Genomic DNA, 11,546 nt, shown 5'->3' with positions numbered 1-11,546 from the left:
GCGTGAAGGCCCCCTTCCCTCGGCTGAGCCGAGGGAAGGGGGCCTTCACGCGCTGTCCGGGCCCCTACCGCCGCCGACCTGCGTTTAGCGGGCTAATCGCGCTCCGGGGGCGCGGCGGGAGGGGGCCGCAGGCGGGTGGCGCGCGGGTCGTGAGTGGTAAGTCGCGGAGCGCAGCGTAAGTACATGAAGGCCCCCTTACTTGCGCCTAGCGCAAGGAAGGGGGCCTTCATGTACTGGCAGGGGCCCCGCCTCCGTTACTTCTTGTACAGGGCTTCGATGTCGTTCGCGTAGTTCTTGTTCACGATGTTGCGCTTCAGCTTGAGGCTCGGCGTGATCTCGCCGCCCGCCTCGGTGAAGTCCTTCGTGAGGATCGTGAACTTCTTGATCGACTCGGCCTGCGAAACCGCGCTGTTGGCCTGGTTGACCGCTTCCTGGACTTCGGCGCGCAGTTCCGCGTCATCGGCCAGGTCGGACACGGTGGCGCCGGCGGGCTTGTTGTGCTGCGACTTCCATGACGGGAAGTACTCCTCGTCGATGGTGATCAGCGCGCCGATGAACGGCCGCTGGTCGCCGACGACCATCGCCTGGCTGACCAGCGGGTTGGCTTTGATGGAGTCCTCGAGACCGGACGGGGCGACGTTCTTGCCGCCCGCGGTCACGATGATCTCCTTCTTGCGCCCGGTGATCTTGAGGAAGCCGTCGTTGTCCAGTTCGCCGATGTCGCCGGTGTGGAACCAGCCGTCTTCGAGCGATTCGGCGGTCGCTGCGGGGTTGTTGAAGTAGCCCCCGAACACGACGTCGCCCTTGAGCAGGATCTCGCCGTCGTCGGCGATCCGCACCGAGGTGCCGGCGACCGGCCGTCCCACGGTGCCGACGCGGAATCCGTCCTGGGTACCGACGCAGGCCGCGGCGGACGTCTCGGTGAGGCCGTAGCCTTCGAACACCGGGACGCCGATGCCGCGGAAGAAATGCGCCAGCCGCACGCCGAGCGGGGCGCCGCCGGACACCGCCGCGACGCACCGGCCGCCCAATGCCGCGCGCAGCTTGCTGAAGACGAGCTTGTCGAACAGCGCGTGCTTGACCTTCAGGCCCAGCCCAGCGCCACCGGTGTCCTGGGCCTGGCTGTAGGCGACGGCGGTGGCTTCGGCGGCGTCGAAGATCTTGCCCTTGCCGTCGCCGTGGGCCTTCTGCTTCGCGCTGTTGTAGACCTTTTCGAACACGCGCGGCACGGCGACGACGAACGTCGGCCGGAAGGTACCGAGGTCGGCGACGAGATTCTTGACGTCCGAGGTGTGCCCGAGGGTCACCCGCGCGCTGAGCGCGGTCACCGCGATCGCGCGGGCCAGGACGTGCGCGAGCGGCAGGAACACCAGCAGCGAGTTGCCCTGCTCCATCAGCTGCGGGAACGCGGCGATGTCGGCGCGGATCTCGGCGAGAAGGTTCCGGTGGGTCAGCTCGACGCCCTTGGGGCGGCCGGTCGTGCCCGACGTGTACACGATCGTGGCGAGGTCGCCCGCTTTCACCGTGCGGCGGCGCTCGTGCAGGTCGTCGTCGCTCAGTTCGGCGCCCTGGGCGGTGAGCTCGTCGACAGCGGGCTTGGCGGCCTCGATCTGCCAGGTGTGCTCCAGCGTGTCGAGGCGCCCCTTGACGCTCTCCAGCGTCGCGAGGTGTTCGTCGGTCTCGACGAACACGGCCTTCGCCGCCGAGTCCGAAAGGATCCAGTGGACCTGCTCGGCCGAGGACGTGTCGTAGATCGGGACGGTGACCGCGCCGGCGGCCCAGATCGCGAAATCGATCAGGGTCCATTCGTAGCGGGTCTTGGACATGAGCCCGATCCGGTCGCCCGGTGCGATGCCTGCCTGTGTCATTCCCTTGGCCACGGCCAGAACCTGGGCGGCGAAATCCTTGGCGGTGATGTCCAGCCAGGTACCGTCGACCTGGCGGCGGAAACTCACGACATCGGAGAACCGCTCGGCGTTCGCCCAGACGACGTCCGCGAGGTTCTCGTCGTCGGTCACCGGATTGGCGGCGGGGGCGCTGTATTCGCGCACGAGGAACCTCCGTGTTCGCGTGCAAGTGGTGTGACCGGTGTTACCCGCCAGTCAACTTAGCGTGCCGTGCACCTTAAGACCATGCTGACGAATCGGCCATACCGAGGGCATGACATTCTGCCGCGTGTGAACCAGGCGCCGCCCGCTCTCGACATCGTTGACGAGACCTTCCTCGTGGTCCCGCCGTCCACCGTGGCCGCCGCCTTCGCCGATCCGCGATCTTGGTCACGTTACTGGCCGGACCTCGTTCTCGAGGTCTACACCGACCGCGGCGACCAAGGATTGCGCTGGACGGTGCGCGGCGCCTTGATCGGTACCATGGAGGTGTGGCTCGAGCCGGTGCTCGACGGCACCTTGCTGCACTACTTCCTGCGTGCCACTCCCGCCGGTCCGGACGGGGAACCACGTGCGCTCCAGGTCCGGGACCTGCGCCGGGAGTTCGACCGCAGGGCCCGTGCGGCCAAGGCGATCGCGCTCGGGCTCAAGGAGGTCCTGGAAGACGGGCGCGAGCCCGGGATCGGCCCTCGGGTCGAATAGGGGTGAGCATGCGGGTTCACGTGGTGTCGGATGTGCACGGCAACGCCGACGCGCTCAAACGCGCGGGAGACGGCGCCGACGCGCTGATCGTGCTGGGCGATCTGCTCGACTTCGTCGACTACCGCGAGCACGACAAGGGCATCATGGGCGCGTTGTTCGGCGCCGAGAAGGTCGGCGAGTTCGCGCGGCTGCGGCGCGAGGGCACTCGTGACGAGACCGTTGCCTTCTCGCGATCGTTGTGGGCCACCTTGGCCGATCCGGCGGCCGCCGTCGGTGAGGCGATCCACGACCAGTACGCCATCCTGTTCGGCGCCCTCACCGCGCCGACGTTCGCGACTCCCGGCAACGTCGACGACCCGTCGCTGTGGCCCGAATTCGCCGGCGACGGCATCCAGGTCCTCGACGGCGAGGTCGCCGAGTTCGGCGGCCTGCGGTTCGGGTTCATCGGCGGCGCGTTGCTCCCGCCGAACGTGGTGCCGCGCCGCAACGGCTTCTGGCGGCCGTATCTGCGCACCCGCGAGGAGTACGACGTCGCGGTGAGCGCGCTGGAGAACGTCGACGTCCTGTGCACGCATATCCCGCCCGCCATCCCGGACCTGACCTACGACGTCATCGCGCGCCGGTCCGAAATCGGTTCGGCGGCGCTGGTGGACCTTATCCGCGACCAGCAGCCCCGCTGGTCGGTGTTCGGCCACGTCCACCAGCCGCTGACCGCGCGGACGAGGCTGGGCAGGACCGAATGCCGTAACGTCGGTCACTTCAAAGAGACGGCACAGCCGTACGTGCTGCGCTGGTGACGGCCGGCTCCGGCTACGCTCATCCGGGCCTTCGGCGCAAAGAAACGCGCGCGTGTGGTCACCCGCCCGCCCAGGAACCGCACGACACGCTCTAGGCTTCACACCATGGCCGAGCAGTCCACGCAATCCATCGAGGTCGACGCCGAGCCCGAGCGGGTCATGGCCGTCATCGCCGACTTTCCCGCGTACCCGGAATGGGCCAAGGCCGTCCGGGAGACCGAGGTGCTCGGCGAGGACGGTGACGGCCGCGCCAAGCAGGTGAAGCTCACCCTCGACGCCGGTCCGATCAAGGACGTCTACACCCTCGAGTACGACTGGGACACCGACGGGCACGGGGTCAGCTGGCATCTGGTCAAGGGCCAGATGCAAAAGGCCCAGAACGGCCGCTACGCCCTCGAAGCGCTGAGCGGGGGCCGTACGAAGGTGACGTATACGCTGTCCGTCGAGCTGGCACTGCCGATGATCGGGCTGCTGCGCCGCAAGGCCGAGAAGATGGTCATGGACACCGCGCTCAAGGAACTCAAGAAGCGCGCCGAGGCGTCCTCCTGACACCAGTCGAAGGGTAGGCATGCGGATCCTGCTGTTCACCGGCAAGGGGGGTGTCGGCAAGACCACGCTGGCCGCGGCCACGGCGGCGGCACTGGCGGGCCGGGGCAGGAAAACACTCGTGGTCTCGACCGATCCCGCCCATTCCCTCGGTGACGCCTTCGGTCGCGTGCTCGGCGCCGAACCGTCCGAAGTGGACGCTGTGTCCGATGGTCCCTCCGCGGGAGGGCGTACGTCGGGACTCCTCCATGCCGCCCAGATCGATTCCCGTGGCCTTGTCGACAGCACTTGGCGCGAGCTCCGGCAGGAACTCCAGACCGCGCTCGCCGGGGTGGGGCTCGACTCGCTCGACGCCGAGGAACTGACCGTCGTGCCGGGGGTGGACGAACTGCTCGCCCTCACCGAGGTCCAGCGCCTCGCCGAACACGGTCGGTGGGAGACGGTCGTCGTCGACTGCGGGCCGACGGCGGAAACGCTGCGCCTGCTGGCTTTGCCGGAAGCGGTCTCGGGGTACCTGACGAGGATGTTCAAACCGGGAGCGCGGCGGACGGCGACGGCGGTGCGGCGGCTCGGCGCGCATCTGGAGTCGCTGCGCACGCTGCTCACCGACCCGTCGACGACCACCGTGCGGCTCGTGCTGACCCCGGAACGCGTCGTCGTCGCCGAAGCCCGTCGCACGCTCAGTTCCCTGGCCCTGCGCGGGATCGCGGTCGACGGCCTGATCGTCAACCGGCTGATGCCCGCACCCGGTTTCTGGCGCGGCGCGGCGGCTTCGTGGATGCGGACCCGGCGTACGCAGCAGAACGCCGTCCTCGCCGAACTCGCCGTCGCCGGTTTCGGACCCGAAGAGGTGAAGCCGGTCGAGCACCGCGCTGTCGAACCGGTCGGCCTCGCGGCTCTGCAGGAAATCGCCTACGAGCTTTATCAAGGTTTGGACCCCTTGGCCGGTAACGGAAAAGGTGTCACCCCCCTTTTGCAGGTGTCCGAATCGGACAATGGCTACCTCCTGCGAATAACTGTGCCGCTGCACCGCGATTCCGAAGTGGACCTGGCCAGAGTGGACGATGATCTCGCCGTCACCGTGGACGGTTTCCGGCGGCTGATCGCGCTGCCGGAGATGCTGCGCCCGTGCCGGATCACCGGTGCGGAATCCGACGCGCACGGCCTGGTCGTGAGCCTGGCCGGGAACCGGGGACTCGGGTGAGCGAGTACAGCGAGAACGAGAAGGCCGACGGGCCGAGCCTGGCGGAAGAGATCCGGCTGCTGGTCGAACTGGTCGTCGAGCACGCCGCGCCGTGGCTGGAGGGCCTCGTCTCCGCCGGGCACGGCTGCACCGAACACGAGACCGGCGACGACTCCGGCTGGTGCCCGCTCTGCGCGATCGTCGAGGTCTTCCGGGGTGAGCGGCCCGAGTTCGCGGCCCGCCTGATGGAGCAGGCCGCCCAGCTCGTCGCGCTGCTGCGGGCGGTGCTCGCCGACCGCTGGGAGCCCGACGACGGGGTGCACATGCCCGGCTTCCAGCCAGCGCGGAAGGAGTCCGCGCGGGAAGATGCGCCGGTGGGAGCTTCGCGGGTCCAGCACATCGCGGTGACCAGGCGCGACGCTTGGCAGCCGGACCGGGAGAACTGAGTGCTGACGATAGGGGTGGACGTCGGGGGCACGAGTGTGCGCGCCGGCGTGGTGGACGAGCACGGCTCGTTGATGGACACCGCCAGGGTCGGTACCCCTGGTGAGGAGAACGCGCTCGAAGACGCCATCGCCGGCGTCGTCGAAGACCTCCGCAACCGGCATGACGTCTCCGGCGTCGGGCTCGCGGTCGCCGGATTCGTCGCCAAGGACCGGCGGACGGTGATGTTCGCGCCGCATCTGTCCTGGCGGAACGCCCCGGTCGCCGAGCGGATCGAAAAGCGCGTCGGCCTCCCGGTCACCCTGGAACATGACGTCAACGCCGCCGTCGTCGGCGAGTACCGCTTCGGCGCCGCGCGAGGAGCGCAGGTCGCCGCGCTGGTCGCGCTCGGCACCGGGATCGGCGCGGGCCTGCTGCTCGACGGCAAGATCTACCGGGGCGCGTACGGCGTCGCACCGGAGCTCGGCCATCTGACCGTCGTCCCCGGCGGGCGTGCCTGCCCATGCGGTAAGTACGGCTGCTGGGAGCGCTACTGCAGTGGGACGGCGCTGGCCGCGACGGCGGTCGAACTGCTCGCGCGGCACCCTGGTCGTTCGACCGTCCTGGCGCGCGAGACCAGGGGAGACCCCGGTTCGGTGACCGGCCGCCGGGTCGCCGGTGCCGCCCGCGACGGCGACCCGATCGCCCAGCGCGCGATGACCGAACTGGCGAAATGGCTGGCCGAAGGGCTGGCCCTGGTCGCCGACGTCTTCGACCCCGAGATCATCGTGATCGGCGGCGGCGTGTCCGAATCGGCGCCGCTGTTCCTCGACGAGGCCCGTGAGCATTACGCGGGCAAGATCACCGGCGCCGGGCACCGGCCGCTGGCCCGGATCCGCACCGCACACCACGGGGACGACACCGCCATCGTCGGCGCGGCGGCTTTGGCCGTCGACGCGGCGAAGGCTCCCGGTGCCGAGGTCGGTGTGACAGGCTGAAGCCGTGACCCGTCTGGACGGCAACGGCTTCGTGAAATGCGATTTCGGGCATCTTCACTGGGGTTTGAACGGTGCCGCCGGGTTGCTGCTGTCCGATCCTGAGCGTGGTGTCCTTCTGCAGCGCCGGGCGTGGTGGGTGCACCACGGTCGCACGTGGGCGTTGCCGGGCGGAGCGGTCGAGGCGGGGGAGAGCCCGCGTGAGGCGGCCACCCGCGAGGCACACGAAGAGGCCGACGTCCCGCCCGCACGGGTCCGTCCGCTGTCGGCGTCGCTCGTCGACCACGGGAATTGGCGCTACACCACGATTCTCGCCGCGCCGATCGGCACGCTTTCGGCGAGGGTGAAGAACGCGGAGAGCGTGGAACTGCGGTGGGTCCGCCCGGACGAGGTCGCGGATTTCAGGCTGCACCGCGACTTCGCGGCGGCGTGGCCGGGATTGAGGGAACACTTGGATCGCAGGCTGATACTCGTGGTCGACGGCGCGAACGTCGTCGGATCGCGGCCGGACGGCTGGTGGCGCGACCGGCGCGGGGCCGCGAAACGGTTGCGGGACAAGCTCGCGACGCTCGCCGAGACCGGGTTCGCCGATCCGGCGCTGCCCGGCGGCGGGGAATGGTCGTGGTGGCCGAAGGTCGTACTGGTCGTCGAGGGCAAGGCGCGGGGTGTCGAACCGGTGTCCGGTGTCGAGGTCGTCGACGCCGAGGCGGACGGGGACTCCCGGATCGTCGCCGTCACCCGGGCCGCCCGCTCCGAGGGACCGGAAGACCACGTCGTCGTGGTGACCGCCGATCGCGAACTCCGCTCCCGGGTCGAGGCCCTTGGCGCTTCCACCCTGGGCCCCGGCACCCTGCTCGGTCACCTGGATCACCGCGATTAGTCCTCTAGTTGCGGTACTTCGATGTCGAACTACCGCAACTAGAGGACTAATTGCGGGCTAGGGGCGCGCGATCGTTCCGTTCCGCATCTCCGCGATGAGCGAAGCGACGACGGCGCGAAGGCTCCCGTTGTACTGCTTCGCCACCGCCCGCTGACGCAGGTAGCTGGGCCCGTATCGCAGGATCGTCTCCACTCCCCGCAGTTCCTCGACGCAGTCCAGCCGTCGCGCCACCGGTTCGAGCCGGTCCAGCAGGTCCAGGGTGTCCTCGGTGACGGGCCGCTCGTTCCCGGCGGCGTCGAGGATGATGATCGCGTCGATGCCGTAGCGCGCCGCGCGCCACTTGTTCTCCTGGACGTGCCACGGCGGCAGGACCGGCAGGATCTCGCCGTCGTCGAGGCGTGCGCTGAAGTCGTCGACCAGACATTGGGTCAGTGCCGAGATCGCGCCGACCTCCTCCAGCGTCGGCAGCCCGTCGCACACCCGCATCTCGATCGTGCCGAAATGCGGGGCGGGCCGGATGTCCCAGCGGATCTCGGAGAAGTGGTCGATCACCCCGGTGGTGAACATGTCGTCGACGTAGCTCTCCAGCTCCGTCCACTTCCGGAACTGGAACGGCAGCCCGGCCGTCGGCAGCTGCTGGAACATCAGGGCGCGGTTCGACGCGTACCCGGTGTCCTCGGCGCCCCAGTACGGCGAAGACGCCGAAAGCGCCTGAAGGTGCGGCGCGTACTTGAGCAGCGCGTCCAGTACGGGCAGCACCTTGTCGCGGTGGTCCAGCCCGACGTGCACGTGGACGCCGTAGATCAGCATCTGCCGCCCCCACCACTGGGTGCGGTCGATGAGCTTGGCGTAGCGCTCCTTGTCGGTGACCTTCTGCTGGTACCAGGTCGAGAACGGATGCGAACCGGCCGAGAACAGCTCCACGCCCAGCGGGTCCAGCACCGAGTGCACGACGTCCAGCGATTCGGCGAGATCGGCCTTGACCTCGGCGATCGTGTCGCAGATCCCGCTGATCACCTCGATGGTGTTGAGCAGCAGTTCCTGCTTGATCTTGGGGTGTTCCTCCTCGCCGTCGGGGCGGACGGCGTCGAGCACCTGCTCCGCGACCGAGGACAGCTCACCGGTCCGCCGGTCGACGAGGGCGAGTTCCCATTCCGCGCCGACCGTCGACCGGCGCGAGGGAGCGAAGTCGATCTTCATGTCCGGGATTGTCCGACAGCTCAGACCTGCGCGCCGTTGTGCGGATCCGCACCGGGCGGCGGCCCCTGGCGGACCCGTAGCAAGAGCAGCGCGATCGCGGTCGCGAGCGCGAGGATGCCGAGCGGTGTGCCGAGCCGCGTGCCCATACCGATCAGGGTGGGCGCGATCAGGAGCAGCAAACCGAGCAAGAAGAACAGCAGGACGACGAACGCGCCCTTGCGCGGCCGCGGCAGCGGAGGTGGCTCCGGCGGCACAAAATGGCCTTCGTCGTCGCTCGACCCGGCCGGGCCGTCCTCGAAGAGGGTCTTGTCCCAGCTGGTGCCGCCGCCGCGCCAGCCCGGTTCGGACTCGGCCTCCGAGGGATCGGGGCGCGACGTCTTCTCCGAGGGTTTCTCGGCCTTTTCCGTGGTCTTCCCGGCGGGCTTTTCGAGGTCGTCCTCGGGGAACAGCCCGACGCCCTCCGCACGGAGGTCGGCCACGATCTCGGCGAACGTCGCGTCGACGTCCTCCGGCCCGTCCTTGCCCCTGCTCATCCGGCGTCCACCTGTCCCGCCCGGCGCACGGACCGGGCGAAGTCCACCGTACGCGTGAAGATCAGGGCGGCGTCATGGTCTTGAGTGGCGACGTGGAAGCTGTTTTCCAGCACCACCTCGGTGACGTCCTCGCTGCCGATCCCGTCGAGGATGATCCGCGAGTTCAGCGGCTCCACCACATGGTCGACGGCCGAACGCAGCAGCAGCACCGGCTGGGTCACCTTCGACAGCTCCGGCCGGACGACGGCCCACAGCCTCGCCAGGCTCGCGGCGGCGCGCACCGGGGTGCGCGGATAGGCCAATTCGGTCTCGCCCGGCTTCGCGATGTCGTTCGCGATCGCCTTCACCGACGGCACCATGTTCGCCAGCAGGGGCAGCAGCTTCGTGTCCAGCCCGCGGCGCATGATCGAAGGGTTCACCAGCACGATGCCCGCGATCCGGTCGCCGAACTCCTCGGCCAGCCGCAGTGTCAGTGTCCCGCCCATCGACAACCCGGCGACGAACACCGAGTCGCAGGTCGACAGGAGCGCCAGTAGTTCTTCACGGACCGCGCCGTACCAGTCCTCCCAGCCTGTCCGGTTCATGTCCTGCCACCGGGTGCCGTGGCCGGGCAGCAGCGGGCAGCGCACCGTGTAACCGGCCTCGGCCAGATGGTCGCCCCAGGGCCGCATACTCGCGGGGGTGCCGGTGAAGCCGTGGCACAGCAGGAACCCTGCTTCGGTCGAACCGGTGTGAGCGAACGGTTCCGCGCCGGCGAGGACGGCCATGCGATCGCCTTCCGTGAGAGCTGGGTAGGTCTTCTATGTTCGCACGAGCGGACCTTCTTGTGGGCCACTGGCCGCAGCCGGAATCGAGCCGGATCGGGTGTGAGTTCCGTCGCTGGGTACGGGTAACCGGGTGGACTTCGTTGTGCCGGGGGTGCGCGGTTCGTAGTCTTGACCATCGGGCGCAGGGGTTGAGCTGCTAGGAGGAGTTTTCGCAGTGCTGTACTGGCTCATGAAAAACGTGTTTATCGGGCCAGTGCTCAAGGCGCTGTGGCCCACCAAGGTGGTCGGCGCGGAGAACATCCCCGAGCACGGCGGTGTGATCCTCGCGGGCAACCACCTGGCGGTGGCGGATTCCTTCTTCATGCCGCTCCGGGTCAAGCGCAAGGTGACCTTCCCGGCCAAATCGGAGTACTTCACCGAGAAGGGCCTCAAGGGCCTGCTGAAGAAGTGGTTCTTCACCGGCGTCGGCCAGTTCCCGATCGACCGCTCCGGCGGCAACGCGGCGCAGGCCGCGCTCGACACCGCGACCCGACTGGTCCGCGAAGGACATCTCCTCGGCATCTACCCCGAAGGCACCCGTTCCCCGGACGGCCGCCTCTACAAGGGCAAGACCGGCGTCGCGCGGATCGCGCTCGACTCCGGTGGCCTGGTGGTCCCGGTGGCCATGGTCGGCACCGACAAGGTCAACCCGATCGGCTCCAAAATGTGGTGGCCGCGCCGCCTCGAGATCCGCTTCGGCAAGCCGCTCGACTTCTCGCGTTACGAGGGTCTCGCCGGCGACCGCTTCATCGAGCGGTCCATCACCGACGAGATCATGTACGCGCTCATGGAGCTTTCCGGCCAGGAGTACGTCGACATCTACGCCGCCAAGGCGAAGGAACTGCTCGCCGCCGAAGAGGCCGGGATCCGCCCGAAGGTGCCCGCGCAGCCGTCGGCCCACGACGTCGCCCGCATCCCGGACACCAAGGTCGGCTGAGGGCACACTAGGGTTCTCCGGTGCGCTTTTTCTACGACACCGAATTCATTGAGGACGGCGTGACGATCGACCTGGTGTCGATCGGTGTCGTGGACGAAAGAGGCCGCGAGTTCTACGCCGTCTCGACCGATTTCGATCCCGGCAAAGCGGGCCCCTGGGTCCGCGACAACGTGCTCCCGAAACTCCCGTCGCCCGCCGACCCGGCGTGGCGCAGCCGCGAGAAGATCCGCACGGACCTGCTCGAGTTCTTCGGCAAGCCGCCCGGCGGGATCGAACTGTGGGCCTGGTTCGCCGCCTACGACCACGTCGCGCTGGCCCAGCTGTGGGGCCCGATGCCCGCGCTGCCGCGTCAGCTGCCGCGGTTCACCCGTGACCTGCGGCAACGCTGGGAGGACGCGGGCAAGCCGAAGCTCCCGGCCGCCCCGGACGACCAGCACGACGCGCTGGCGGACGCGCGGCACAACTTCCAGCGGTGGGGGACCATCGAGTCCTACTGGCACCGGTAGGGCTTCTCTCGCCCCCTTCGCCTCGCTTCGCCGCCCTCACCCCCTTCGCCGCTGTCGCTGCCGCTCGTCGCTCCAGAAGTGTCATGAGGGGTCCCCATAGGACAAATTTCGTGATCGGAAGATCACACATAAGAACACCAGTCACCTCATCA

At 68.8% G+C, this 11,546-nt stretch carries 13 protein-coding genes; 9 read left to right on the top strand and 4 right to left on the bottom strand.

What is annotated here, in order from left to right:
- Nucleotides 1-254 precede the first annotated feature (254 nt).
- Nucleotides 255-2,051 (bottom strand): long-chain fatty acid--CoA ligase, encoded by a 1,797-nt coding sequence (locus AB0M65_RS37135; RefSeq protein WP_364038942.1) that lies wholly within the window; start codon nt 2,049-2,051, stop codon nt 255-257.
- 126 nt (nt 2,052-2,177) lie between these two features.
- Between AB0M65_RS37135 and AB0M65_RS37130 the strand changes: the two genes are divergently transcribed.
- The 7 genes from AB0M65_RS37130 to AB0M65_RS37100 all read left to right on the top strand — a co-directional run bounded on the left by AB0M65_RS37130 (nt 2,178) and on the right by AB0M65_RS37100 (nt 7,412).
- Nucleotides 2,178-2,588 (top strand): polyketide cyclase / dehydrase and lipid transport, encoded by a 411-nt coding sequence (locus AB0M65_RS37130; protein ID WP_364038940.1) that lies wholly within the window; start codon nt 2,178-2,180, stop codon nt 2,586-2,588.
- 8 nt (nt 2,589-2,596) lie between these two features.
- Complete coding sequence (locus AB0M65_RS37125; RefSeq protein WP_364038937.1) at nt 2,597-3,385, top strand: metallophosphoesterase; 789 nt, start codon at nt 2,597-2,599, stop codon at nt 3,383-3,385.
- A gap of 105 nt (nt 3,386-3,490) precedes the next feature.
- Entirely contained in the window at nt 3,491-3,934 is a 444-nt protein-coding gene (locus AB0M65_RS37120) for an SRPBCC family protein (RefSeq protein ID WP_364038934.1), read from the top strand.
- Nucleotides 3,935-3,953: 19 nt separating this feature from the next.
- Entirely contained in the window at nt 3,954-5,135 is a 1,182-nt protein-coding gene (locus AB0M65_RS37115) for an ArsA family ATPase (protein ID WP_364038931.1), read from the top strand.
- A complete protein-coding gene (locus tag AB0M65_RS37110) occupies nt 5,132-5,560 on the top strand; it encodes a hypothetical protein (protein WP_364038928.1) in 429 nt (142 codons plus the stop codon). The genes AB0M65_RS37115 and AB0M65_RS37110 overlap by 4 nt, the downstream gene beginning before the upstream one ends.
- Nucleotides 5,561-5,575: 15 nt before the next feature.
- Nucleotides 5,576-6,535 (top strand): ROK family protein, encoded by a 960-nt coding sequence (locus tag AB0M65_RS37105; RefSeq protein ID WP_364038945.1) that lies wholly within the window; start codon nt 5,576-5,578, stop codon nt 6,533-6,535.
- A 4-nt stretch (nt 6,536-6,539) separates the two neighbouring features.
- Entirely contained in the window at nt 6,540-7,412 is an 873-nt protein-coding gene (locus tag AB0M65_RS37100; protein WP_364038925.1) for an NUDIX domain-containing protein, read from the top strand.
- A gap of 57 nt (nt 7,413-7,469) precedes the next feature.
- Here AB0M65_RS37100 and AB0M65_RS37095 read toward each other — a convergent pair whose 3' ends face one another.
- The 3 genes from AB0M65_RS37095 to AB0M65_RS37085 are packed head-to-tail and all read right to left on the bottom strand — an operon-like array spanning nt 7,470 to nt 9,912.
- The gene (locus AB0M65_RS37095) at nt 7,470-8,612 is read right to left on the bottom strand and encodes a glutamate--cysteine ligase (RefSeq protein ID WP_364038922.1); all 1,143 of its coding nucleotides are present in this window, start codon (nt 8,610-8,612) and stop codon (nt 7,470-7,472) included.
- A 20-nt stretch (nt 8,613-8,632) separates the two neighbouring features.
- Nucleotides 8,633-9,145, bottom strand: a complete 513-nt coding sequence (locus AB0M65_RS37090; protein WP_364038920.1) for a hypothetical protein — start codon at nt 9,143-9,145, stop codon at nt 8,633-8,635.
- Nucleotides 9,142-9,912 (bottom strand): alpha/beta fold hydrolase, encoded by a 771-nt coding sequence (locus AB0M65_RS37085; RefSeq protein WP_364038917.1) that lies wholly within the window; start codon nt 9,910-9,912, stop codon nt 9,142-9,144. Before AB0M65_RS37085 ends, AB0M65_RS37090 begins: the two co-directional genes overlap by 4 nt.
- A 214-nt stretch (nt 9,913-10,126) precedes the next feature.
- Between AB0M65_RS37085 and AB0M65_RS37080 the strand changes: the two genes are divergently transcribed.
- Both AB0M65_RS37080 and AB0M65_RS37075 read left to right on the top strand, forming a co-directional pair.
- Nucleotides 10,127-10,888 (top strand): lysophospholipid acyltransferase family protein, encoded by a 762-nt coding sequence (locus AB0M65_RS37080; protein WP_364038914.1) that lies wholly within the window; start codon nt 10,127-10,129, stop codon nt 10,886-10,888.
- Nucleotides 10,889-10,908: 20 nt separating this feature from the next.
- Nucleotides 10,909-11,394 (top strand): polyadenylate-specific 3'-exoribonuclease AS, encoded by a 486-nt coding sequence (locus AB0M65_RS37075; protein WP_364038911.1) that lies wholly within the window; start codon nt 10,909-10,911, stop codon nt 11,392-11,394.
- The last annotated feature ends 152 nt before the right edge of the window (nt 11,395-11,546 follow it).

It is taken from the genome of Amycolatopsis sp. NPDC051071 (genome assembly GCF_040682875.1).
Classification (GTDB): Bacteria; Actinomycetota; Actinomycetes; order Mycobacteriales; family Pseudonocardiaceae; genus Amycolatopsis.
The sequence above is the reverse complement of the archived record's forward strand: the minus strand, read 5'-3'. Positions and strand labels throughout refer to the sequence as shown.

Coding starts and splice junctions, on each gene's coding strand:
- AB0M65_RS37125 (WP_364038937.1), top strand. CDS start 2,597: ATGCGGGTTCACGTGGTGTCGGATGTGCACGGCAACGCCGACGCGCTC.
- AB0M65_RS37120 (WP_364038934.1), top strand. CDS start 3,491: ATGGCCGAGCAGTCCACGCAATCCATCGAGGTCGACGCCGAGCCCGAG.
- AB0M65_RS37115 (WP_364038931.1), top strand. CDS start 3,954: ATGCGGATCCTGCTGTTCACCGGCAAGGGGGGTGTCGGCAAGACCACG.
- AB0M65_RS37095 (WP_364038922.1), bottom strand. CDS start 8,612: ATGAAGATCGACTTCGCTCCCTCGCGCCGGTCGACGGTCGGCGCGGAA.
- AB0M65_RS37090 (WP_364038920.1), bottom strand. CDS start 9,145: ATGAGCAGGGGCAAGGACGGGCCGGAGGACGTCGACGCGACGTTCGCC.
- AB0M65_RS37085 (WP_364038917.1), bottom strand. CDS start 9,912: ATGGCCGTCCTCGCCGGCGCGGAACCGTTCGCTCACACCGGTTCGACC.